This is a genomic window from Desulfosporosinus meridiei DSM 13257 (assembly GCF_000231385.2).
Lineage (GTDB): Bacteria > Bacillota > Desulfitobacteriia > Desulfitobacteriales > Desulfitobacteriaceae > Desulfosporosinus > Desulfosporosinus meridiei.
This window is the reverse complement of sequence record NC_018515.1, coordinates 2,063,212-2,086,226: the sequence shown is the minus strand read 5'-3', so window position 1 is coordinate 2,086,226 and position 23,015 is coordinate 2,063,212. Positions and strand designations below refer to the sequence as shown.

General features: G+C 40.2%; 25 protein-coding genes. 10 read left to right on the top strand and 15 right to left on the bottom strand.

Annotation, left to right across the window (positions count from 1 at the left end):
- Window positions 1–121: 121 nt before the first annotated feature.
- Window positions 122–406, bottom strand: coding sequence for a LysM peptidoglycan-binding domain-containing protein (locus tag DESMER_RS09570; RefSeq protein ID WP_014902842.1), 285 nt, complete (start codon window positions 404–406; stop codon window positions 122–124).
- 267 nt (window positions 407–673) lie between these two features.
- On the opposite strand from DESMER_RS09570, the gene DESMER_RS24690 reads away from it, so the two are divergent.
- Window positions 674–796, top strand: coding sequence for a hypothetical protein (locus DESMER_RS24690; RefSeq protein ID WP_014902841.1), 123 nt, complete (start codon window positions 674–676; stop codon window positions 794–796).
- Between the two features lie 25 nt (window positions 797–821).
- Window positions 822–959 carry a hypothetical protein gene (locus DESMER_RS23950; RefSeq protein WP_014902840.1) on the top strand — a complete coding sequence of 46 codons (138 nt, stop codon included), beginning with the start codon at window positions 822–824 and terminating at the stop codon, window positions 957–959.
- A gap of 44 nt (window positions 960–1,003) precedes the next feature.
- On the opposite strand, the gene DESMER_RS09560 is transcribed toward DESMER_RS23950, so the two are convergent.
- The 10 genes from DESMER_RS09560 to DESMER_RS09515 form a co-directional block, all read right to left on the bottom strand.
- Window positions 1,004–1,912 carry a DMT family transporter gene (locus DESMER_RS09560; RefSeq protein WP_014902839.1) on the bottom strand — a complete coding sequence of 303 codons (909 nt, stop codon included), beginning with the start codon at window positions 1,910–1,912 and terminating at the stop codon, window positions 1,004–1,006.
- Window positions 1,913–2,745: 833 nt separating this feature from the next.
- Entirely contained in the window at window positions 2,746–3,027 is a 282-nt protein-coding gene (locus DESMER_RS09550; protein WP_014902838.1) for a hypothetical protein, read from the bottom strand.
- A 157-nt stretch (window positions 3,028–3,184) separates the two neighbouring features.
- Window positions 3,185–3,370: a hypothetical protein gene (locus tag DESMER_RS23760; protein WP_158405963.1), complete on the bottom strand. Its 186-nt coding sequence runs from the start codon at window positions 3,368–3,370 to the stop codon at window positions 3,185–3,187.
- A gap of 37 nt (window positions 3,371–3,407) precedes the next feature.
- Entirely contained in the window at window positions 3,408–4,064 is a 657-nt protein-coding gene (locus DESMER_RS09545) for an RHS repeat-associated core domain-containing protein (protein WP_042333607.1), read from the bottom strand.
- Window positions 4,065–4,364: 300 nt separating this feature from the next.
- On the bottom strand, window positions 4,365–4,859 hold the full coding sequence (locus DESMER_RS09540; protein WP_158405978.1) for a hypothetical protein: 495 nt from the start codon (window positions 4,857–4,859) through the stop codon (window positions 4,365–4,367).
- On the bottom strand, window positions 4,831–5,274 hold the full coding sequence (locus tag DESMER_RS09535) for a hypothetical protein (RefSeq protein WP_014902836.1): 444 nt from the start codon (window positions 5,272–5,274) through the stop codon (window positions 4,831–4,833). The genes DESMER_RS09540 and DESMER_RS09535 overlap by 29 nt, the downstream gene beginning before the upstream one ends.
- Before the next feature lie 481 nt (window positions 5,275–5,755).
- A complete protein-coding gene (locus DESMER_RS09530; protein WP_014902835.1) occupies window positions 5,756–6,583 on the bottom strand; it encodes a hypothetical protein in 828 nt (275 codons plus the stop codon).
- A gap of 351 nt (window positions 6,584–6,934) precedes the next feature.
- Window positions 6,935–7,297 (bottom strand): VOC family protein, encoded by a 363-nt coding sequence (locus DESMER_RS09525; protein ID WP_014902834.1) that lies wholly within the window; start codon window positions 7,295–7,297, stop codon window positions 6,935–6,937.
- Between the two features lie 131 nt (window positions 7,298–7,428).
- Complete coding sequence (locus DESMER_RS09520; RefSeq protein ID WP_014902833.1) at window positions 7,429–9,351, bottom strand: OPT/YSL family transporter; 1,923 nt, start codon at window positions 9,349–9,351, stop codon at window positions 7,429–7,431.
- A gap of 232 nt (window positions 9,352–9,583) precedes the next feature.
- Entirely contained in the window at window positions 9,584–10,456 is an 873-nt protein-coding gene (locus DESMER_RS09515; protein ID WP_014902832.1) for a radical SAM protein, read from the bottom strand.
- Window positions 10,457–10,698: 242 nt separating this feature from the next.
- Between DESMER_RS09515 and DESMER_RS09510 the strand changes: the two genes are divergently transcribed.
- From DESMER_RS09510 to acs, 3 genes are all read left to right on the top strand, one after another.
- Complete coding sequence (locus DESMER_RS09510; RefSeq protein WP_014902831.1) at window positions 10,699–10,872, top strand: helix-turn-helix transcriptional regulator; 174 nt, start codon at window positions 10,699–10,701, stop codon at window positions 10,870–10,872.
- Complete coding sequence (locus DESMER_RS24685) at window positions 10,859–10,984, top strand: hypothetical protein (RefSeq protein WP_014902830.1); 126 nt, start codon at window positions 10,859–10,861, stop codon at window positions 10,982–10,984. Before DESMER_RS09510 ends, DESMER_RS24685 begins: the two co-directional genes overlap by 14 nt.
- 176 nt (window positions 10,985–11,160) lie before the next feature.
- Window positions 11,161–13,482, top strand: a complete 2,322-nt coding sequence (acs, locus tag DESMER_RS09500; protein ID WP_014902829.1) for an acetate--CoA ligase — start codon at window positions 11,161–11,163, stop codon at window positions 13,480–13,482.
- A gap of 493 nt (window positions 13,483–13,975) precedes the next feature.
- Here acs and DESMER_RS09495 read toward each other — a convergent pair whose 3' ends face one another.
- Window positions 13,976–14,305 (bottom strand): helix-turn-helix domain-containing protein, encoded by a 330-nt coding sequence (locus DESMER_RS09495; protein ID WP_014902828.1) that lies wholly within the window; start codon window positions 14,303–14,305, stop codon window positions 13,976–13,978.
- Window positions 14,306–14,457: 152 nt separating this feature from the next.
- Between DESMER_RS09495 and DESMER_RS09490 the strand changes: the two genes are divergently transcribed.
- Window positions 14,458–14,865: a LytR/AlgR family response regulator transcription factor gene (locus DESMER_RS09490; protein WP_042333604.1), complete on the top strand. Its 408-nt coding sequence runs from the start codon at window positions 14,458–14,460 to the stop codon at window positions 14,863–14,865.
- 267 nt (window positions 14,866–15,132) lie between these two features.
- On the opposite strand, the gene DESMER_RS09485 is transcribed toward DESMER_RS09490, so the two are convergent.
- Window positions 15,133–16,995 (bottom strand): heavy metal translocating P-type ATPase, encoded by a 1,863-nt coding sequence (locus DESMER_RS09485; protein ID WP_014902826.1) that lies wholly within the window; start codon window positions 16,993–16,995, stop codon window positions 15,133–15,135.
- A 304-nt stretch (window positions 16,996–17,299) separates the two neighbouring features.
- Complete coding sequence (locus DESMER_RS09480; protein WP_014902825.1) at window positions 17,300–17,713, bottom strand: MarR family winged helix-turn-helix transcriptional regulator; 414 nt, start codon at window positions 17,711–17,713, stop codon at window positions 17,300–17,302.
- A 389-nt stretch (window positions 17,714–18,102) separates the two neighbouring features.
- On the opposite strand from DESMER_RS09480, the gene DESMER_RS09475 reads away from it, so the two are divergent.
- From DESMER_RS09475 to DESMER_RS09460, 4 genes are all read left to right on the top strand, one after another.
- Window positions 18,103–18,975, top strand: a complete 873-nt coding sequence (locus tag DESMER_RS09475; protein ID WP_014902824.1) for a PhzF family phenazine biosynthesis protein — start codon at window positions 18,103–18,105, stop codon at window positions 18,973–18,975.
- Window positions 18,976–19,187: 212 nt separating this feature from the next.
- A complete protein-coding gene (locus DESMER_RS09470; RefSeq protein WP_014902823.1) occupies window positions 19,188–19,568 on the top strand; it encodes an RrF2 family transcriptional regulator in 381 nt (126 codons plus the stop codon).
- Window positions 19,569–19,662: 94 nt separating this feature from the next.
- On the top strand, window positions 19,663–20,265 hold the full coding sequence (locus tag DESMER_RS09465) for a class I SAM-dependent methyltransferase (protein ID WP_014902822.1): 603 nt from the start codon (window positions 19,663–19,665) through the stop codon (window positions 20,263–20,265).
- Window positions 20,266–20,268: 3 nt separating this feature from the next.
- On the top strand, window positions 20,269–21,657 hold the full coding sequence (locus DESMER_RS09460) for an MATE family efflux transporter (protein ID WP_014902821.1): 1,389 nt from the start codon (window positions 20,269–20,271) through the stop codon (window positions 21,655–21,657).
- A gap of 80 nt (window positions 21,658–21,737) precedes the next feature.
- On the opposite strand, the gene DESMER_RS09455 is transcribed toward DESMER_RS09460, so the two are convergent.
- Window positions 21,738–22,973 (bottom strand): MFS transporter, encoded by a 1,236-nt coding sequence (locus DESMER_RS09455; protein WP_014902820.1) that lies wholly within the window; start codon window positions 22,971–22,973, stop codon window positions 21,738–21,740.
- Window positions 22,974–23,015: the final 42 nt, after the last annotated feature.

Genomic DNA, 23,015 nt, shown 5'->3' with positions numbered 1-23,015 from the left:
CCAGTGCTTTCGTCATATCTCCACCTTATTGGGAGTGTATATGAAATATTTTGATTTTATTATTCCCCTTTTTCAAAATGTCCTTGACATGGGAACCACTTTATCGCCGTCTTCCTCTTTTTTACCGTTTTTTATATTTCAGCTGTTCTTTACGACCCTTACGATACTCAGCACGGCCCTTTCGGTATTCTTCAATACCTTTTTGATACTCTTCCATGCCCATCCGCCATTCGTTACCCCGCCATGGATTGAGAACCCATGGATTGCCAACTTCAATTTTTTCGCCAACACGAATCATATTTGGATTGCTGATTTGAGGATTTATATTGATCAAATGTTGAAGGGTTGTTTTATGCTGCATTGAAATAGTGTATAAAGAATCTCCCGGTTGGGTTGTATAGTACATCACAGACACCTCTCTATTTCCATATTTTTACTTATTTATTTTATGGAGAGACAAATATTTGTTGTGCATGTACCGGCTCATGTCAATATCTCGCCTACATTTGCTTTTTAAAGTAACCTACCATTGGTTATAACTTTTACCTAGCAAGTTTAGATCTTCGGTTAGGATTTCGATTCATCATATACCAAAGAATTTTTCTTAGACAAATTTCAATTGGGTATTATTTCCATATTATGAATTAAGTCAAAGTTAAAGGGGGTAAATTAAATGGCATTTGGTAACATGGATGGAGCCGCTTGCGGTTGTGATCATGGAAAAGGATTTGGAGCTGGCATTGCAGCTGTTGTAGTAATAATTCTTCTTCTCATCGCTTTAGGAATTGTATTCTAATTTAAGTTAGAAAGGTGGAAACAATATGTACGGAATGGGTAATGTATGCTGTCCTCCTCCCGTTGCCCCAGTCGCTGGTTGTGGGTATGGCGGAGTCGGTGTCGGTGCAGCAATTATCGGGATTGCTATTTTGATTCTTATTGCTTTAGGAGTCATATTCTAAACGTGTAGGTTGAATTGGCTACCATTTGAAATGGTAGCCAATTATTATGCTTTATGGCTCAAATGACGTTTGAAAGGATAGGGGCGTTCCAATTTATCTAATTTAAGCAACAAAACTCCGCATATAACAAGCAAGCCTCCTAGCAGTTGGCTGCTTGTCAGTGTTTCTCCCAGAATGAAGCCAGCTAATACGATGGTTATTGCAGGTTCCATGGTACTTAAGATAGAAGCCTGGCTGGCTCCTAAAAGGGCTAGCCCTTTTTGATAAGAAAAAAGAGGGATAACGGTACATATTATTGCTGTTCCAAGACCTACGATCCACAGGGCTGACTGGGAGTGACCCGAAAAGACATTGGTCGGAGGATAAACAGCCATAGTAGCCAACAAACAAATGATGCTTGTAGAAGCGGATACGGTAAATGGATCCGCCTTTTCGGAAAGATGCTGTCCAAGGATATTGTATAGCGCATAAAATAGCGCTGATAAAACACCATAAAAAAAGCCCGGCATGCTGATTTTTTGCCCTGATATATTTACAACATCTACCACCAGCAAGCAACCGAAAAAGGCAATCAGTAAAGTTACGCCCTTAACCAAGGATATTTTCTCTTTAAAAAACATGGCGGACATAAGTACAACCATCAGAGGATAGGTATAAAGCAATATATTAGTAATGGTGGCTGACATATACTTAATAGATAGAAAGTAGGAATATGAACAGCCAAAAAACAGTAATCCCTGGAGGGTTAGTAGTAAAAGACAAGATTTGGATATTTTTAAGCCCTTTTTTCGACTGACCAAGTGGATAAAAACCATTAAACTACTGGCTATCAGAAATCGCGAGAATAACATAAGATCCATGGTTAAACCCAGGTTATACCCCCATTTTACGAATATGGGCAAAGCCCCATAGCCTATAGCTGCGAGAATTATTAATAGATAACCATTTAGCATTTCATTTTTTCCCTTCTCCTTGTTACATATTACACAATATTCACGAGCCTCATTATAAGTAAGGTACCGACTTTCGTCAAATACCTAAGAACGATACGGGGTATAGGCATCTCCGATTCCTTTTATTGATTGTCATACAGTAAAATGCAAAAAAGCTCCCCTAAAGGAAGCTTTTTTGCATTTTTGAAAAAGATACATTGCAGCAAATGATAATAAGCAGTGATTATGGGGTGAATTGACTAAGATTACTTATTCTATATGCTTTTAATATCATGATAATGTTTCTCAAGGTGTTCCAAATATTTCGAAACTTCCGCTGGATAGAGCGAAAGAGCCTTTTTATACAACATCAATACCAATCTTATCCATTTGTATTTTGGCTGTTCCGCGTATATAACACCTGCTACTACTTTGGGATCTACTTCATAAAAATTTGCAGCATCCGGAATGTTCTGCAAGTTATTTTGATCTTGTTGCCCGCCTCCGAATATGATTGAATTGAATAAGCTTTACCCGTCCCCTAAGGTGTCAAACTGTAGTTGCTTTTTAGGTGGTGGCAGATATCCTTCCAACATCTACCGCCATTTTATCACAAAGGCTAGAGAAAGGATCACCGCTCTCTACAAAATGCGGCTAAATTCACTGCAATAGAACAAGGGTCCAGTCGACTTTTCGCTGGACCCTTGTTCCACGATCGGAATTGTTGTACCCAGAATCTGACCGCAGAATTATCATTATGGTAGTTAGTTTCTTAATTCAATGTTATTTAATTGAGGTTTCGAAAATATGTTTCGACATCGCAACAATGTTGTGGCAGAAGTTTTTTTAGATATTTAACCTTTTTCAGAATCCCTGAGTATTGCTCTAAACCTCGTTATCCAGTTCCTAATGTCAATTTCATTATGAAGGTATTCTTCTGGTGAATCTTTAATGTCAATACCCATTACTACATCAAGGCTTTTCCAAATGGATATATCCTTTTCACTCAATGTACCTTCACTTTCAAAAAACTGAGAGGTTCTTTCGGCCCAATTAGAAATCTCCTCACGACTTAACTTCCCTTCATCGACCAGCTCCAGTTTTTCAATAATATCCTCTAATGTAGGTTTTATCATGCTTATCACCACATCCCCGTATAATTTCCATATTCATCAAACATATAGTGCATCTTAACTGAACCTAATTGCGGTCTTACCTGTCGTATGTTTCCATAACCATCTAAGGTTTCCTGCCATGTTCTAATATTCCCATTTGTTGGGTCAAGTTCTTGGACTAATCTTCTACCAGCCATTTCGCCTGTTTTGGAAGCTGGTTCATTTCTCCGTAGTATCGTATTCTTCCATCAGGCAGCACTTTTCTCGCATCAAGTCCATACTTTTCCGTATATTTTAAGTCTTTTTTCAGCAAGTCATTCATGAACGAACTACCTGCCCCGATACCTCCTACTCCAAAAGGCATAATTCCTAAACTGATATTCCCTTGTTCAATTTCATTATTAAGTTGCTTCTAGCTCTTTTGAACTGGGGAATAATCTTACTGCAACTTCTTCAGAAAGGCTCCTATCATTCGGATTTTTTTCGTATGCTTGATCTACCCATTGTTGAAAAGCACTTGTTATTTGTTTAGCAGGAGGGTTTGTATAATAGTCTGACGGTACATTGAAATACTCATCAAGTCCGAAATATGGATCTGTACTAGCAATTAGCCCATCAAGATTTAACGTCCCAGCTTTACTCATCCCCTGAAATCCATAACTACCTCCACCTGCGTCTGCCAAATGTCCACTTGGGTCAGTATACTTAATGGGATTGCCTTGACAGTACGTATATAAATTCAGACTCAACGGATCTCCAAGGGTTCCCTTAACTGAATCTTCACTAATAAACCGCATCGTCTCGCTGTCATAATACCTAGCCCTCAGATAATACAGCCCACTCTCATTATCCAAATACTCTCCAGAATACCTAAATGGGTTGTCTATCTGCTCGACTTCCTGCTGCCATACACCCGTGAACCGACTGTTACCGAAGGAATTACTACCCTTTACTTCTTCCTCGCCATAGGGATTATAGGTATAATCCTTAACGACATCCCCGTTTTCGTTAAGTAGCTTGATGACATCCCCATGAGCGTTGTGGAGATAATTATACACCCCGGAACTTGTTTCCCTGGAGATTAAACGATTTCCTCGAATGTTTTTCGCCGTGACTTCATCATTGCTTGTTTCGAAGATAATATTCCCACGGTCATAGTAATAGTTGATGGTTTGATCCTCAAGGCGTTTTCCGGTCCTTAAGCCATCACCATTGTAGGTATACTCTACTATTCTGTCGTCGGAATTAATGAGTGCCTCCAGTTGGTTGTATCCATTAAACAGATACTCTGTTTTTTGACTGGCTGCCAGGTTTCCGCTCTGCTTGATGACTTCTTCCTTTGTCTTAAGATTTCCTTCTTAGTCATATGAAAATCTTTGCTCCACATCCTGGTCACTCTGTAGGGTTTCCATTAAGAGAAGTCGGCTGTTTCTGTCATATAAATAGAAGGTTTCGGAAATTCTATTGCCCTTGATTTCTACAGAACCTGCGATGTTGCTTAAGTCATCATACTTATAATCGAGCACTTCGTCATCGGGACTCAAAACGGTCTTGAGCCTGGATAGCGGATCATAGTAATACTGGGTTACGGTCCCGTTCTCTTCTTTTTGAGTCTGATTACCCCTCAAGTCGTAATCATAATTAAACGAATCTAGGATCGTGTCTCCAGATAGATGACTCATGCGTTTGATCGTTCCAGATTTGTTGTAGTTGTAATCGGTTTTAATACCTGTAAGATTGTCGTTTTCTTCAACGACTCTTCCCAGGGCATCGTATTGATAGCGGTAATTTCGACCGTTTTCGTTGTCCTTGACTAGGGTTAACTTACTCATATTCGGTAATGATCCACTCATCCTCATCGTTGGCGGTGGTTATTTTACTAAAGTCCGCTTCATACGTCTGGCCATTGGGGAGGGTTACATAGACGTTTTCACCGTTAACTTCCAGGTAAGGGATATCGAGGCTCCACCCTTCACCCATTATGTGTCTTGCGGCTGATTGCAGGCTCTTTTCCCGTGCAGAATTGGTCATACTGCCGCTGGTTAAAAGGGCTGTGCCGTTCTCATATTGAAGATAGCCGGTAAATACCCACTTTTCAGAGTTTATGGTTGTCTCTCCGAGAATGGTTGGCTCACTGGTGGTATACTTCATCCCTTGCGTACGCAGCCAGTAGTTATTGCTGTCATAGACATCGTAGAGGGCAATAATTATCCTGCCGTAGTTATTGGTTGTGCTGATGGCTTGTGCCGTTTTTAGTTTCTTCACCATTTACAGCCATTGTCTTTACCGGCTGAATATTGGTGATTTGAAAATATTACAGCAATATCATACAGCTTTTCAAATCACCGGGCCAGCCGGTAAAGACAATCTTTTACAGGTTCGTATAGAGTTTCAGAAAAAATTCAGGGGTCTATTGGCTTACCGCTCATGGAGTGATTTGAAAAAGATGAACACCCGACTTCCTGCCTTTTCAAATCACTTGCTATAGCGGTAAGCTAATACTACGAAGCGTTTTTTTGTATCATTATCTTACTTGGGTTTTTAAATAATCGGGCTGATTTGCTGACAGCTATTGTCTTTACCGGAATCAGTTAGGGGATGGGCTGTTCTACTTTTGCTTTTTATACTGTTTGGTATAAAATATAGGCCACCACAGCGGAAAACTGTGTGTGGCCTATATTTTATTATCTATTTTTGAGAGCTTGTATTTTTTCTAATAGGTCATTAGCTACCTCAAGCTTTAGTAGCGTCAGAGAATCGCTACAGGGAAAAAAGCTGAATAAACTTTGTTTTGCTTAAATAATTTCCGCACTCGTGCGCTGACAATAATTTGCCTTAAACGAAAATTATCAACATACTCACTTGTAAGGTTAAAATCCTGTGCCTCATCCAGTTTCTCTTTTTCATATTGTATATCTGAGCGTAGATAAACCACTGAATGCCCGCATGCATCATAACGTCTGTCAGGGTATTTATCCTTTATTAACCATACAGAATCTCTCATGGGGGGTAAGACGTGATGGATGTCAAGAGTTAAAAACCTTGACATTTCTCGTCCCTTATAGTCTTTTACTACATGGTCAAATGAAACTCCTGTCAGATTGTTTAACTCTATAAGTTCCTTGATTTCTTCCGAAACATAGATATCAGGATACAGTGTTCCAATTTTGTATTTTTTCATGAACTTACGGTCCACCAGCACATCCGACACCGGTTCCCCGCCAAGGCCGCAGTGGGGACAACCGCCACTATATTGCGTTCCATAATCACTTGCTTTTGTTCCTTCTAACTCTAAAGGGGTCGAAATACCCATAACATAAAACTTGGCACTCTCTTCTTCTGCTTTTGTGTATCTTACCCACTGAGCTATATGTGGATGCAATTGGAACTTCTCCGACATTTCCATCAAATAATGATACCCTGAATATTCATTATCTAATATTACATGTAAATTTCCACGACCTGTATATTCACATTTTTTCGCTTCCGGTTTATAAATATATTGTTTAACATGGTCATATAGCTCATAAAGAAGGTCTTTATTTCCTATTATCGTTATTGAAACTTTCCTAATCACAGTTTACCATTCTCCCCAGTTTAGATTTTTACCAGCAGTAATAAGAGAATCTTTAAGCGGGTTCAAATACTGAGTCATTGACCAAAGTAATAAATGACATATCACTGTGACTATGCTGCAAATAAAAATAAATACGATCCTCTTTTTGCAAAAAAAAATATATTGATAGAACTAAACTAATTGGTAGGCTAAGTAGTGCGATAGGACCTGCAATATCCCAAAATGTCGGTTCCATTTCATTTTCCACTCTCCGGCAACTATTCCTGTCGGCTGACTTTTGAATACTGAAGGTGAGCCACATTCTTTAAACTTAATAAGACTATCCCATGATTAGGGGGTGAATTGACCAAATTACTTATTCTCTACAAATTGAAGTTTGAATCCATTGGGATCATTAATGAAGAAAAACTTTGTGTGAGGATTGGGCTGAAACGGTCCACTTTGAATTTCTATTCCTCTTTGTTTAAGGAATGTCATAAATTCATCCACAGACTCTACTTCGAATCCCCAAGAAATATCTGTCCCACAATTAATTTCCGTATCGGCTGCGTTACAGACCAATTCAACCTTTGTTTCTCCGTCTCCTAAAAAGGCTATCTCGACCCCCGGTCCGGCAGGAAACCTATTGACTAATTTTAAGCCCACTATTTCCTGATAAAACTTTAAAGATTCCTCTAGATTTGCGACCCTTAATGTGCTCCAGCAGAATTTCATAGTACTAATCCTCCCTTTAATTAGGCAATTGTTACCCTGTAATTCGGGTACTGCTCTCATTTTCTTAAGATGAAGAAACCTCACCATGCTTTGCCATAATTTTAAAAGATTATATTTAATTTCCTGCGTTGTTAATTAGCGTCTTTCGCCTTACTGGTAATTATAGGTATTATGGTAGCAACTACCAGAATCACTAATATCATAATTGCCATACCGTTAGAAGCAGCGAAGCCACTTGGCTCACTTCCTTTTATCACACCTGATACTTGAAGTATTATACCAATAAGTCCTATTATAGAACCACCAGCCACTAGCCCCGAAGATAAGCTTATTCCATTCGATACTTTAACTTCTTTTTCCTTTTCAGATGTGGAAGTTCTTTCTACGAGGGAACGAATTAAGGCACCTACTAAAATTATGGAAGTTGTAGAAATTGGTAAGTAGAATCCTATAGCAACTGTCATGATAGGCAGGTTTAGAAAGAATAAAACGATTCCCATAATAACACCAAAAATAATCATGACCCAAGGTAATTTTCCTGAGATTATACCAGCCGTTAAGGTTGCCATTAAGTTTGCTTGAGGCAGGGCAAAGGGAACGTTATCACCGGTCATGGCAAGTTGATTGGAAAGTAATAATATAGTACCAGTTACAACTACGACGCCAACGATACCTGCTATAGCGAAGTATTTTTGCATTTCATTTTTGTCTCCGCCTATTATGAAGGCAACTTTTTGAGATTGGCAGTAACCGCCAGCTGTTGCTATAGCAGTAACGATAAATGTACCAAATAGAAGTAAAGATCGGTTGCTTTCAGGATTTGTCCATTTCATTACAACGAATAAAAAGGTTACAAGAACTAAAGAAGCTATAGTCATACCAGATACAGGAAGGTTGGAAGTTCCAATAGTACCTGTTAAACGACCTGAAACAATGACAAATAATAAAGATAAGAATAATGATAAAACAGAAGCAGTTACGGCCATTAGTATGTTACCGCCGGATACCAAGAAACCGGCAATAAGACCTACGATTATACCACAAAGTAGTATTAAGTTTGTGACAGATGAGCTATCCTCATTGTTTGATGACTTAGCGTTGAGAGTTTCTTTAATTGAAAATATTATAGTAGGTATTAACTTTACAGCACCAATTAAACCGCCGGAAAGCATCATACCTGCGCCGATATATTTTACATAACTACCGGCTATATCACTAACTTTCATAGCGTTGATCGCAACTCCTGGATTATTCCATACGGTTACGTCACCTTTTGCCAGATCAGAGAAGTAACCTATTAGAGGCAAAATACCGAAGTTCGATAAAATCGAACCAGCAAACATCGTTAAAGAAACTTCCATGCCAACTATGAATCCGATACCTAATAATAAGGGATTAACTTCAACTTGAAATCTCCACTTGTAAAAGGACTCGTTGACGTAACTTATAACGTTGTTAACGGCATTTAAAAATGAACCCGTTATAATAGTTATGACACCACTTATTCCAAACCCTATTCCCATGTACTTAAGAGATTCTCCGGCGGCTTCTGAAGCTACAAGTGTTTCAGAGATAGCCATTGACTCAGGGTACATTAATTCACCGTGTTCTTCGACGATTAAGTAATTATGAACTAGGGAAGCTATGGCTATACCGAATAAGACGCCGCCTACCCCAACAACAAAGCCTTCTAAAAAAGAAGCTTTTGAACCTATTAAAATAATTGCCGGTAAAACGAATATCATCCCACTGGCAATTGATTCCCCGCCACTTGACATCCCTTGAATTAGGCTTTTCCCAAGAATACCCTTTTGTTTGGCAAAGGCCGCTATAAGTGCGGAGCCTATTATCGAACCTGGAATACCAGCTGCAACTGTAAGACCCGATTTCATACCTGAATAGGCCGTAGAAGCTGCAAACAAAGCTGCTAAAACAATACCGATCGTTAATACTGCCGCGTTTCCACCAGATTTTTTAGAACCGCCGGAAATGTAAGGTACATAGTCTTTGCCAGCTACGCCACCATATGCATCTTTAGATAACTTATTATCCATAATATACCTCACAACATATTTTTCTTTGTAGTATTGTCACCTAATTTAAAAAATATGTTGTGAGGTTAAATATCAGTTGGGAAATTTCCCTTCTTGACAGAATACCTGGAATTCCATTGAGATATTTTCACGAAAATCAAGATGATTGATTCTTAGCATTAATTTACTGAAATTCAGAGAGTGTCGAGTGATCAAAATTGATGCTCATTTTAAATGTTCTTGTTCAACCCACCTAAAGAAGACCGGAATCCATTTGTTTAAAGTTATCTTCTGGTACCGCTAAAAGTCTATCTATGGTTTCAATCATCTCTGGCTTATCCTTAGGTATATTCCCATTGATTGGAGCATAATTCGACATATGATCACTGAGCAGCTCGAAAGGATCTTCTAAGTTAGCTATCAGAAGACGGGTTTCCCTTAATACTTCGTAGGGACTGAGAAGGTGAAATCGCCCTTGTTGATAGTCATCATAAAGGGGCGTCCCTTTCCAAGGAACATAAGTGCGGAACCGAACAAAATCCGGGGTAAAGGCATTAAGCACCCGAGCACTTTCTAAAGCATGTTCTTGAGTACGTTCACGTCCACCGATCCCAAGAAGGATATATTCACTCAGTTCAAGACCGGCTTCTCTCACCTTGAGACCTTCTTCGATCATTTCAGCTGCAGTGAAGCCTTTTTTAATCCTACGAAGAACTTCGTCATCCCCACTTTCCATTCCCGAGTGTATACGGGTTAAGCCTGCTTCTCTTAGAAGGCGAAACTCATTGAGTTTTTTTAACTTCATGAATTTCGCAGAGCCATAGACGGTCATACGTTTCAAGTAGGGAAACATTTCCCGAGCATAGTAAAGAATCTCTAAAAGCTGATCTGTTTTCATTAAAATAGTGTTCCCATCGGGGAAAAAAATCGACCTTACTTTATCGCCATAAAAATCTCGGGCCATGAGAAGGTCTTCTTTTATATCGGCCACGGATCGGATTCGAAACTTTGTGTCCCGATACATACCACAGAATGTACAATCATTATGAGGACAACCGATAGTCGCTTGAATCAGCAAACTTTCGGCTTCACTGGGGGGACGATAGACCGTTCCTTCATAACGCATGAAATCACTCTCCTCGCAAAGTCTATTCGCTTGTAGCTTCTTCCTTACGACATTGCTCTATATCCTAATCATCTCATAAATTTTCTGCGAAATAGGGGGAACCATGTCTCTCCAATATAAAAAGGTTCAATATCTACTGTGATTTCAGCATGAATATTACTTCTTACTTGGCCATCCAATATTAATCCTCCCTTCTATGATTTAAGCATACAACATCGCACCAATGCCAGTGAGATAAACGCATGACGCAAGAAGAATTAGCCGTATTATGCACTGTCACTCGACAAACGATTATTTCATTAGAAAATGGCCGCTATAACCCTTCTATTTTTCTCGCACACAAAATTGCTCAAATATTTCATTTGACAATAGAAGAAGTATTTCTTTTTGAGGAGGATATTCATGAAGTACGCTAAAAAAACCCTGCTATATTTTATTGGACACACTTCCGTTGGTATTATTGCACTATTATATGCTCTTTTTAGCCCTTTCTCAGAGGGGGCCAGAGAAGGAATAATATCGGTATAATCGGAGGATTCATCACAACGGGAGTATTAGGGATAGTTGTCAGGACGATCTGTGAAGGAAGCAATTTGATTTGAGTCATTATTTTTATAATAAATTAAATATTCTAAATTGTCTTGCAAGTGACCAATTTCTTAACCTGAACGATGTATAATTTATTAAAGATTGGGGGGCATTATATGACAGAGAAACACAATGAAGGATTGTTGGAGGAAAAACGGTTCTTTTTCCCTCCAACAGAGTTTAGTGCGAAAGCCATCATTCAAAACCCTAACATTCACGAACTAGGGGCGGATCGGGCAACGTTTTGGAATGAACAAGGGAGACGGTTGGACTGGTTTAAACCATGGAACACAGTTCTAGAATGGAATCCACCATTTGCCAAGTGGTATGTCGGCGGAAAATTGAATGCTGCCTATAATTGCTTAGATCGACATTTAGCCGGCCCGCGTCGGAATAAAGCGGCCCTAATATTTGAAGGAGAACTGGGAGATCGCAGGGTATTAACCTATCAAGATCTTTATCGTGAGGTATCCCAGTTTGCCAACGTGCTAAAGTCTCTTGATGTAGAAAAGGGAGACCGGGTGACTATTTATATGCCCCTGATCCCGGAGACTGTGATCGCCATGCTGGCCTGTGCCAGAATAGGCGCTGTGCACTGTGTTGTATTTGGTGGGTTCAGTGCAGAAGCTTTGAAGGACAGGATTCAGAACTCTCTGTCAAAAGTTGTGGTGACAACGGATGGGAGCTATCGACGTGGAAATAGTATCCCTTTGAAGGCTAATGTTGATCTTGCCCTGCCTGTAACTTGTATCAACAATTGTGTAGAAAGTGTTATCGTCGTCAAGCGGACCGGTCAGCCTGTCGATATGTTAGAAGGACGAGATGTTTGGTATCACGAGGTCATGAAGAATGTTTCTATCGTATGTCCGGCGGAACCAATGGATGCGGAGGATATGCTGTTTATTCTTTACACAAGTGGAACAACGGGAAAACCCAAAGGAGTTGTTCATACTGTTGGGGGTTATATGGTTGGGGTATCAACAACCCATGAATGGGTATTTGATCTCAAAGAGGAAGATGTGTATTGGTGTACTGCGGATGTGGGCTGGATAACAGGGCATAGTTATTTGGTGTATGGGCCATTGTCGAATGGTGCAACGATCCTGATGTATGAAGGAGCCCCGGATTTTCCAGAAAAGGATCGCTATTGGAAAATCATCGAGGACTATAGGGTCACCATTTTATATACTGCGCCCACTGCTATTCGCACGTTTATGAAATGGGGGGAAAGCTATCCTTTAGGCAGAGATCTTTCAAGTTTACGGCTCTTGGGTTCGGTGGGAGAACCGATTAACCCAGAAGCTTGGATGTGGTACAACAAGTTCATCGGAGGAGAGCACTGCCCTATCGTAGATACCTGGTGGCAAACGGAAACGGGGATGATTATGATGACACCCGTTCCAGGGATTACTCCTCTAAAGCCGGGCTCTTGCACGATACCCTTCCCCGGGGTCCATATAGAAATCGTGGATCATGCCGGTAACCCGGTACCGAAGGGTGAGGGCGGATATTTAGTGGTTCGTGAGCCATGGCCGGCGATGCTGAAAACCGTGTATGGGGATGACAAACGCTATCAGGACACATACTGGAGCGAGATTGCAGATGTGTATTTTACCGGGGACGAAGCGAAATGGGATGAAGATGGTTATTTCTGGGTGGTCGGCCGGGTAGATGATGTGATCAATGTCTCGGGGCATCGGATTGGGACGGCGGAAGTAGAAGGTGCTTTGGTTGATCATCTCTTAGTTGCTGAAGCAGCCTGTGTGGGCAGAACCCACGAAGTTAAGGGTCAAGCGGTTTTCGCCTTCGTTAGTTTAAAAGAAGGGATCGAAATTTACGATGGGCTAATTGCTGAATTAAAAGCGCATGTAGTCCAGAAAATCGGAGCACTTGCCCGTCCTGATGACATTTTCCTGACGGCTGAATTACCTAAGACGCGAAGCGGAAAGATTATGAGGCGTCTTCTAAAGGACATTGCAGAGGGTCGGACAATAGGCGATACCACTACCCTTGCCGATGCTGAGGTTATTAATTTCCTGAAAAAGAATATTGATGCCCAGAAAGTTCTTGATGCGCGGAATGCCTCGCTTAAATTTAGGAGGAACAAGGTTTCAATTCCTGACACTGCCGTATTTAATCGTTGTAGTGATGAGTCTTATGAAGGGTACAGTTATACGATATGGTTCGCTACACCAGCTCAAGATGGATCACGTCATCCAAATACCCATTTTTATTTCTTTCAGTGGGTAGAAAGACTGAAGTTGGTAGAGCAAGTTGCGTTGGCTATCACAAATATAATGGTAAACAACAAGGCTGCCGTAGAAGCAATCTTCGCGTACGGGACACCGGATTTCAGCCATGCGGTGATCAATGAAGGCAGTATTACGGATGACTTGTCAGAAGAAGGACAAATTTGCTTTTTTGGTTCAGAGGACTAGCAGACTATACCGCCCCACTTCTAATAAGACATTTTCCTATTGCATTACTCGCTAGAGATTGTTAATAATTACTGCTTTTTTAGCAACGGCAAGTCCTAAACCGGAACCTCCATCACATCCTCAAACAATATTTAGAATATCTTCATCCAACTATATTCTTTATCCATAAAACCACACCCATTAGTCTGAAATCTATGCCAAGGCGATGGCTTGTATCACCATTATTACAAATCACATCCTACCAGGCTGGACTCACTGCCCTCGCTTGTTTTGGCATATCCAATTTAAAAATTCGGTGGTATTGAGATGAGTAATCTAGATTAGCCATCTCAATACCACCGAATTTTTAAGCGTTTCATTATTTAACTACTGATGATTCCTGAAAAAATCCTGCCCAGAATCATGGGGTGTTTTAAACTCTTCTTGATAATCGCCTCGCTCTGACGAATCCCTATATCCTGTGCCAACGTCCCCGAAAATACCAATTCTGAAACTATAGTTTTTCGTCAACTAGCCAGGTTATAAAATGATCAACCAGTTCTTGCTTTTTCTCATCACACAGCTTGAGTTTTTGATTAATTTGAGAAAGCAGGCTGTCCTTCGCTTGTCTGAAAATACCCAGCAGGAGGTAATCCGGCGTAACGTCCAGGGCTTCACATATTTTAAGCAATGTTTCAATGCTGGGAATAGAATGATTGTTTTCGATATTGGAAATGTGGTTGTTGCTAAGTCCCGTGGCTTCTGCGACATCATCCTGGGTCAGGTTCAATACCTTACGCCTTTTCGCAATCCGTTCTCCTAATTCTTTGTAATTAATCTCCAAATTTTATCACCCTTTTTAACTTTATCAATTACAAATATTATTCTTAACAAACTATAAGGGTATATATACACTTGTATTTGTATTTTTACAGATATATAATGGTTCAAATACCTTTTCAGTTGTATATTAATTTGACTTTGGAGGGAGATGCTTTGCTTACTATCGGCATTTGCGATGACAGGCCGTTGTGTCGTCATTTATTGGAGGCATACATTCATTTATATGAAGAAAAAAGGGGTCTGTTGTTCAACATTTCTCAATTTGGCAGTGGAGAAGAGCTTCTCGAAGAAGTTAATAAACATGGGATAATTTTCAACCTGCTTTTTCTTGACAATAGTATGAAAAAGCTGACGGGTCTCGAAACCGCAAAGCAAATCCGGCAATCTGAGTCCCTGTCAACCTGCAACATAGTATTTGTGACATCTACAGATGATTATGATCAATTCACGCAGGTTCAGCCTTTACAGGTAGTATGCAAGCCAGGTTCCCAGGAAAGTATTGATGAAATATTGAATAAGGTTCTGGCTTCCTTCATCTTCAATCGATCCTTGTCTATGTAATATTCGTAACTCGAACTAGGAAGAACTCTATATTCAACAATAGCGTACATGGAGAAATTTCACAGCCTACTGTTTAAAAATTGCCTGTTTTAAGATGACTAATCAAGATTAGTCATCTTAAAACAGGCAATTTTCAGTCATTTTACTGGGTGTACCATTATTCCATGTTCTTTTAAAATTTCTCAAGATTGAGAGTTATCCACGACTCCTTTTTGTTTTACCCTTTGAAGACTCATGTGGAACCATGGATGGCAAAAATCATCGGGCTCATTGTTTATTCTCCTTCCAGTGTAATAATAACGATGAATTAATAATCACCACGACTGAACCGGCATTATGTACCAGCGCGCCCACAACAGGTCCGAGAACCCCTGCCATGGCCAGAATAATTGCGACAAAATTCAGGGCCATGGATATGGCCATATTGAACTTGATAGTATTCATCGTTCGTTTTGCTAAAGCAAGCAAATGGGGAATGCTCTTTATATCGTCACCGACTAGGGCAATGTCGGCCGCTTCCACTGCGATATCACTGCCGATACCTCCCATAGCGATGCCTACATGAGCTTTTTTTAGGGCAGGCGCATCGTTTACACCATCGCCTACCATGCAGACCAAGTCGCCGCGGCTTTGATACTCTTCGATAATCGCCAGTTTATTTTCGGGCAGGCAATCGGTATGGATGTCCTGAATTCCGGCGATCTTTGCCATATGGGACGCGGCATGATGATTGTCACCCGTTAACAAGACGTTCTTAACCCCTAATTTCTCAATCTTCCTAACCACATTCACGGCATCGGGCCGTAAAGTGTCAGACAAGACGATAAAACCAGAAGGCTCGCCGTCCACAGATACAAAGATGATGGTGCAGCCGTCATTTCTGTATGTATCCGCCTTGTCCACTATGGTTGGGGGTAAGAGGATAGAGTTATCACTCAGCAGTTCTGCATTTCCGGCCAGTATCCTGCGGCCGTCTACCAGGGCGGAAACACCGCGCCCAGCCAGCATCTGAAAATCGCTGGGTTCTAGTAGAGATGGATTTGAGGCAAGCTTGTAATGAGCGACAATGGATTTTCCTAACGGATGCTCGGAACGCAGCTCAGCGGAAGCCGTCAGAGACAGCAATTCAGCAACAGTCAGGCTGGGAGCAAAGCTCTCGACGGCTGCGACATCTGGTTTTCCATAGGTGAGGGTGCCTGTTTTGTCAAAGGCAATTCGCTTTACCGCAGCTAGTCTTTCCAAGGCGTCGCCTTCGCGGATCAGGATACCAAATTTCGTGGCATTGCCGATACCGGCCATAATAGCTGTTGGTGTTGCCAACACCAAAGCACAAGGACAAAATACGACTAAGATGGTCACAGCGCGGATTATTTCACCTGTCATTAACCAGGTGGCTCCGGCCGAAAGCAAGGCAATAACTACGATCCAAGTAGCCCATCTGTCCGCAATCCCGACAATCTTCGCTTTGCCGGCGTCCGCCGATTGTACCAGCCTTATCATTCTTTGCAGGGAGCTGTCCTCGCCAACTTTTGTAGCCTTCATTTCAAATGTGCCGTACTGATTGACCGTACCGCTATAAACCTCATCGCCCTCGCTCTTGTCAACCGGTAGGCTCTCTCCGGTCATCACTGCCTGATTAACCGAGGTTTGACCGTTGATAATGATGCCGTCTACAGCAATGGTTTCGCCGGCAAGCACCCGGAGGATATCACCAACCTTGACCTGCTCGGCAGAGACAATAACCTCTTCTCCATTCCTGGCGACCCTTGCCGTTGTCGGAGTTAGATGCACCAACTTTTCAATACCTGCTCGGGCTTTTGCCACAGTTCGTTCTTCCAGATATGCACCGATTGCCATAATAAAGGCAACTTCCCCAGCGGCAAAAATTTCGCCAATGATAACCGCTGCTATTAAGGCGATGGATACCAGTACGTCGGCTTTAATATCGAATTCGGTAACGAGGCCGACAACAGCTCCCTTGATGATCGGTATCCCGCACAATAAAATTGCCAACCATGCGACATCAAAGGGTAAATCCCCTACATTTAAGAAGCTGATTACCACGGAAATGAACGATATCCCAAGGAATAGGACTGTCCTTTTTTCCTCGTCTTTCAATAGTTTTATCATCTATATCATCCTTTCAGATACCTATTTCTTTTACCGTTTTCAGTTAGAGCAATTAAGTTAATCCTTCTATCTTCCTGAGTTGATTCTATTGAATTTTCTCTGATAATGAGCAATAAGAGTTCATTAGTTAGTTCCGAATTCATTAGCCTCTCAACTTTAGTAAGAGTTTCTTATTATTTGAAACTCAAGCTATAATGGCAAAAAAAATCCCTCCCCAAAATCATGTTTCAGAAATTTTGCAGATATAAAAGAAAAATCGACTAGAATGGTTTTATTTTAATAGAGTATACTTTACTGGCTCAGATTAGAAAGTCTCCATATTTATCTTTTTAAGGGTATCATGAAATTGCTTTATTTCATCTTCGCTCAAAACTGAGACCATCTGTTCCGTTAATTGTATGTGGTAGTTATGGTGTTCTTCAAAAGCCTTCTTCCCTTTTTCTGTTAATACAATTAAGTTAACCCGTCTATCTTCCTGAGTTGATTCACGTTTTGCAAAATTTTTCTTCTCAAGCCTATCGACTGTAACCGTCGTAGTTCCCGTAGTAACTCCCAGTTTTTGAGCTAGAGATTTCATATTTATTTTTTCGTGTTCCCCTAATACTTCTAAGGCATGGGCCTCTGAAATTGTTAAATCACTGGCACGTACTATTGAATTTTCCCAAGACGAAAACCCGTTAAAGAAAAATAAAAGTTCATTGGTTAATTCCTCTCTCATAAGCCATCCTCCATATTTAGTTATAGTATCTTATTGTTTGATATTCAAGATGTATTATACTAAAAATATCTCGCTCTGACAATACATTCTCTGGATAAGTTCTCAATAGTACGTGACTTTCGTAACACTCTTTGACTCAACCCCTGCCGGTTAAGTTTATTTAATAGGTGTTATGTGATAAAGTATCCCTGAATTCTTATCATTAATTTTCATCAATAACAGGAATATTTCCCTTTTCTATATGTGGTTTTAAATCGATTAATTGTTGTTTAATTAAATTTTTTGTGAAAATTTTCTCCGACTTAGTCTGAAATATTAATGTTGATCGATCTTAACTTTCCCATTCCAATTTTCTGATTAAAAAGACAGCAGGATTGAGAGGAACAACTATGAAAGTGAACGCGTATGCAATTAATTCATTTGCCAAAACTACCGAAGGAGGTAACGCGGCAGGAGTAGTTCCAAATGCTGATTTTCTGTCAGATGTACAAATGCAAAAAATAGCTGCCATCCTCAGATTCAGTGAGACCGCATTTGTTCTGAAATCAAATCTGGCAGATTTCAGGGTAAGATTCTTTGCCCCGAGGGAAGAAGTCGATCTATGCGGACATGCTACAATAGGAACCTTCTATACTCTGGCAGCTCTAGGCTATCTAAAGCCGGGCAGCTATCTGCAGGAAACCAAAGCAGGAATTTTGGGAGTTGAAATAACGAAAGACTTGTCGATTATGATGTGTCAGCCGCCCCCGTCTTTTTTTGAAACCGTTAAAAAGAGCGAAATCGCCGATTCACTAAACATTGAAACAGCCAGTATTCTTGAAGATCTGCCGGTTCAAATAGTATCCACAGGTTTGAGGGATATCATAGTGCCCATAAAAAGCTTAGATATTTTAGACACCATAAAACCGGATTTTGAAAAAATCAGAGAAATCAGCAGGAAGTACAATGCAGTCGGTTATCATGTATTTACACTTGAATCAATCAACAACTCCACCGCCAGCTGCAGAAACTTCGCCCCCTTGTTTAATATCCCGGAAGAATCCGCTACAGGTACATCTAACGGCGCTCTTGGCTGTTACCTTTATAAATACGGCAAGCTCGATTTTAATCTAGCTTCACATATTATCATTGAACAGGGTTATTCTATGAAAAAACCGTCGGAAATACTGGTTTCCCTAGATGTTGATGGGACGGAAATCAAAGGAGTCAAAGTTGGCGGTAAAGCATTAAATTTTACTTCAATTATAGTTGACATAGAATAGTTCAATCTTATCAAGACTCACCGGCTTTTCACCCTAAAACGGTTCAATTCTAACATTTCACTTTTTTAACAGATTGCGATACATTACATATGTAACAGCAACCACTAACCAGATAACTCATTAACACTTAAAAATTGTTATTGACACAGTAAAACTCATCATGTATTATTAAGGACAAATACAGTCTTTAATATCTTTAAGGAGGGTCTACTATGAAGTATACGAAAGCAACGAATTATGCTTTGCATATAATGGCCTATTTCGTTAAGAAAGAAGGCACAGACAATTTAAGTCTTCAGCCTTTAGCTAGTCACATGAATATATCCCCTACCTACCTGTCCAAGATACTAACTCAATTAGTCAAGGCTGACCTTATTCAGTCTACCCCTGGAGTAAATGGAGGTTATAGTCTTAGGAAACCTAAGACTGAAATAAGCTTTTATGACGTTATTCAAGCTATTGAAGGCAGCGGAGCTCTTTTCACTTGTGAAATGGACGAGAATCGTGCTTGTCACATAGAAAAGGTTATGAGAGACGCCGAAGAGAAAATGGTGAACCACCTTAAAGAAAAACGTATTTATGACATTGTGTAAAAATGAGTTAGAAATATAGGAGTTGCAGCTGCTCATTTTTTGCCACAATTATAGATAATTGCAGTCTCTATTATATTTTATAGGAGGTCTTATTATGAATCACATGCATCATCACGACCAACTGGATCAAAAATTTTTAAACAAAATTGCCTTTTTAGATAGTAGACAAAGGGAGCGTCTCATACCACCGGAAGCACTTATTAGCCAAATGCCAATTCAAAAAAATCATACTTTACTCGATGTCGGTGCCGGCTCCGGTTTTTTTACAATTCCTATGGCAGAAAACACATCTAGCAAAGTGTATGCTATGGATCCTGATAGACGTATGCTCAGCGTCATAGAAGATAAGGCTAAGGAAAAAGGACTTACTAATATTGAACTGATTCAAGATTATATCGAAAACTTAAGCATTCAAAATAACAGTGTTGATTTTGTTATGGCATCCTTAATCCTCCACGAAGTAAGTTCACTGACAGAAGCACTCACAAATATATTTGAGGTACTAAAAGCAGGAGGGCACTTGTTATGTCTGGAGTATGAAAAGGACGACTTGATAATAGAAGGACCTCCAATGTCCATTCGTATTGGCTCAGAGGATCTCGAAAAAGTATTGTCCTTAATTGGTTTTGAAATTGTGAAGAAGACTAAAATTAACGATGCTATATATACTGTTTTAGCTGTTAAGAAGGAGAGGTAAATTATGGGAAATAATAATAATACGCTCATTACCATGCCAGTCAGTAGACTTTTACTCAAATTTTCACTTCCCGCTATTGGCGGTATGATTATAAATTCCTTATATAATTTGGTGGACAGAATATTTGTCGGCAGAATTGGTGGTCTTGCCATGACAGGAATAGGATTGAGTTTACCGTTTATGATGATGCTATTCGCTGTGAGTTCGTTGGTAGGAATAGGAGCCTCAGCACTTATTTCTATTAAGTTGGGAGAAAATAATAAGGACGAAGCAAAAGGGTTACTTGGTAATGCCATAACATTGCTCATAGGCTTAATGCTTTTAATGACACTTTTAGGACTTATTTTTATGACTCCTATACTTGAAACATTTGGTGCCAGTGAAGCAACTATGCCTTATGCCGTGGATTATATGACTGTCATTCTCTATGGTGCTGTATTCCAAGGCATTGGAACAGGATTATTAAATGTGGTAAGGGCTACAGGACATCCTGTCAAATCAATGGTGATTGTACTTGTTGGAACGCTCATTAATATTATCCTGGATCCAATTCTCATTTTCACTTTTGATATGGGTATTGCTGGTGCAGCTTGGGCAACAATTATCGCCCAACTCGTAACATCCATCATGGTAATACAACATTTCATCAGTGAAAAGAGTCCAATGAAAATTGAAATGAGTAAATTAAAGCTCCACTTAGTAACTATAAAGTCGATACTAAGTATTGGATTTGCTCCCTTCATAATGCAGTTATCTTCCGTTGTCGTCAGCATCATATCTAACAATGCCCTCAAAACACACGGAGGTGATGTTGCTATAGGGGCAATGACAATAATCAACTCTGTGATGGTCTTATTCCTTATGTCGGCTATGGGTGTTACACAAGGCGCTGCACCAATCATAGGCTTTAATTATGGTGCTAAACACTTTGACAGAGTTAAACAAATATTAAAACTCGAACTGCTTGCTGTTTCATCAATCTTTACAATAACCTTTATAGTTGTTCAAGCTTTTCCTGTAATGCTTTCAAGTATCTTCACGAATGAACCGGATCTTATTTCAAAGGCAAGTTCCGGAATGCGTCTATTCTTATTAATGCTTCCTCTCTTAAGTGCTCAGATAGTTGGAGCAAACTACTTTCAAGCTATTGGCGAAGCAAAGAAGGCAAGTTTTTTAGGACTTTCAAGACAAGTGCTTTTTCTGATACCTCTCCTGCTTATATTACCTAATTTCTTAGGATTAAATGGTGTATGGGGAGCAGGTGCTCTGTCTGATCTGATCTCTAGCCTCATTGCCATTATGGCTTTAAGATCGGCATTTAACCACTTGAACAAGCTCGAAAATGAGCATCGATCAGAAGAACCCCGATTTTTGTCAATTGCAGCGAAATAATGTACACTGGTATAAAGGGTCAGCACTTTGCAACTTGCAAAAATGCTGGCCTTTCGTCTTGCCTAAAGAAAGCAGGCAGTTTATATTGTTACAGGCGTTCTCTTGTATAAAACCGGTATTGCCGCCGCTATAAGGATCATACCCATAAAAGCTGGTGCGGCATGACCTAGTGATACATAGATTTGACCTCCAATGATCGGCCCGATCATTCTTGCCAAAGCCTGAATAGATTGGCTGCCTCCTTGAATCCTTCCTTGTTCACTGGAATCGACAGACTTGGAGAGCATCCCATTGAATGAAGGTCCAAAGATCGAATCACCAAAACCAAATATAAACATTCCGGCTATTAAAAGAGGATAGAATGAAAACAAAGCCGATGCTGCAATAAGACTGTAGCCTATGATCTCTGCAACCATGCCAAGAATTGCAATGCGTGCATCACTAAGTTTCAGCAGAAGCTTTGGCATTATCAAACCTTGGGAGATAATGTCTTGGATGCCCATAATTGAAAACATGAGTCCGATTAGGGCAGGCTTCCAACTGAAAGTATCGATTGTAAATTGTGAAAAAACTGCCTGTAAAGATCCGTTGGGTATCCAAAGTAAGAAGGCTGAGACAAGCAGCCTGTTTAAGTTTTTCATGGCAAGTATGTTTGCCAGCTGTGTAAATGGATTCAGTCTTGTAAAGCTAATCTTTTTCAGTCTATTATTCTGGTCAAGGCTCTCAGGCATATAAAAGAATCCATAAATAACATTCAATAAAGTTATTATTGCTCCAAAATACAAAGGTACAGAATAGCCAAACTTAGCAAGTAATCCGCCTAGAGTTGGGCCAATGACGGTGCCGACACCTACAACCGCACTCACCCACCCAAAGTATTTAGTTCTCTGTTCCGGAGGAATGATGTCTGCAAAATAGGCGAAGATAGTGCTTATAGTTCCGCCTGTTATCCCATCGATGATGCGCCCGACAAATAGTATCCATAGAGCTCCTCCTATGCCAAAAACTACGTACCCGATTGCGGAACCCAAAAGGCAAACTAAGAGTACCGGACGACGGCCATATCTGTCGCTCAAAGCTCCAAGTCCGGGAGCCGCAAAAAACACGCAGACTGCATAAACAGAGGTCAGCAGCGTGACAACTATAGCTTGATCTCCCGGATTGCTTATATAAGGCTGCACTAAGAATGGAACTACAGGTGCTATGATCGTGAAGCCGATTCCGCAAAGAAACACAGACAAAAGACCGAATATTAAAGCCTTTTTATCGACGGTTGGTTCTGTGGTCTGTTCATTATGTGATCTAAATTTGAACATCAAATTCTCCTTCAAGATTCGTATTTTTGCTTCCTTGGAAGA

Coding starts and splice junctions, on each gene's coding strand:
- DESMER_RS09535 (WP_014902836.1), bottom strand. CDS start 5,274: ATGGTGAAGAAACTAAAAACGGCACAAGCCATCAGCACAACCAATAAC.
- DESMER_RS09480 (WP_014902825.1), bottom strand. CDS start 17,713: ATGAGAGAGGAATTAACCAATGAACTTTTATTTTTCTTTAACGGGTTT.
- DESMER_RS09570 (WP_014902842.1), bottom strand. CDS start 406: ATGTACTATACAACCCAACCGGGAGATTCTTTATACACTATTTCAATG.
- DESMER_RS09465 (WP_014902822.1), top strand. CDS start 19,663: ATGAATCACATGCATCATCACGACCAACTGGATCAAAAATTTTTAAAC.
- DESMER_RS09455 (WP_014902820.1), bottom strand. CDS start 22,973: ATGTTCAAATTTAGATCACATAATGAACAGACCACAGAACCAACCGTC.
- DESMER_RS09460 (WP_014902821.1), top strand. CDS start 20,269: ATGGGAAATAATAATAATACGCTCATTACCATGCCAGTCAGTAGACTT.
- DESMER_RS09550 (WP_014902838.1), bottom strand. CDS start 3,027: ATGATAAAACCTACATTAGAGGATATTATTGAAAAACTGGAGCTGGTC.
- DESMER_RS23950 (WP_014902840.1), top strand. CDS start 822: ATGTACGGAATGGGTAATGTATGCTGTCCTCCTCCCGTTGCCCCAGTC.
- DESMER_RS23760 (WP_158405963.1), bottom strand. CDS start 3,370: ATGCCTTTTGGAGTAGGAGGTATCGGGGCAGGTAGTTCGTTCATGAAT.
- DESMER_RS24685 (WP_014902830.1), top strand. CDS start 10,859: ATGAAGTACGCTAAAAAAACCCTGCTATATTTTATTGGACACACTTCC.
- acs (WP_014902829.1), top strand. CDS start 11,161: ATGACAGAGAAACACAATGAAGGATTGTTGGAGGAAAAACGGTTCTTT.
- DESMER_RS09525 (WP_014902834.1), bottom strand. CDS start 7,297: ATGAAATTCTGCTGGAGCACATTAAGGGTCGCAAATCTAGAGGAATCT.
- DESMER_RS24690 (WP_014902841.1), top strand. CDS start 674: ATGGCATTTGGTAACATGGATGGAGCCGCTTGCGGTTGTGATCATGGA.
- DESMER_RS09510 (WP_014902831.1), top strand. CDS start 10,699: ATGACGCAAGAAGAATTAGCCGTATTATGCACTGTCACTCGACAAACG.
- DESMER_RS09485 (WP_014902826.1), bottom strand. CDS start 16,995: ATGATAAAACTATTGAAAGACGAGGAAAAAAGGACAGTCCTATTCCTT.
- DESMER_RS09475 (WP_014902824.1), top strand. CDS start 18,103: ATGAAAGTGAACGCGTATGCAATTAATTCATTTGCCAAAACTACCGAA.
- DESMER_RS09515 (WP_014902832.1), bottom strand. CDS start 10,456: ATGCGTTATGAAGGAACGGTCTATCGTCCCCCCAGTGAAGCCGAAAGT.
- DESMER_RS09540 (WP_158405978.1), bottom strand. CDS start 4,859: ATGAGTGGATCATTACCGAATATGAGTAAGTTAACCCTAGTCAAGGAC.
- DESMER_RS09520 (WP_014902833.1), bottom strand. CDS start 9,351: ATGGATAATAAGTTATCTAAAGATGCATATGGTGGCGTAGCTGGCAAA.
- DESMER_RS09560 (WP_014902839.1), bottom strand. CDS start 1,912: ATGCTAAATGGTTATCTATTAATAATTCTCGCAGCTATAGGCTATGGG.
- DESMER_RS09470 (WP_014902823.1), top strand. CDS start 19,188: ATGAAGTATACGAAAGCAACGAATTATGCTTTGCATATAATGGCCTAT.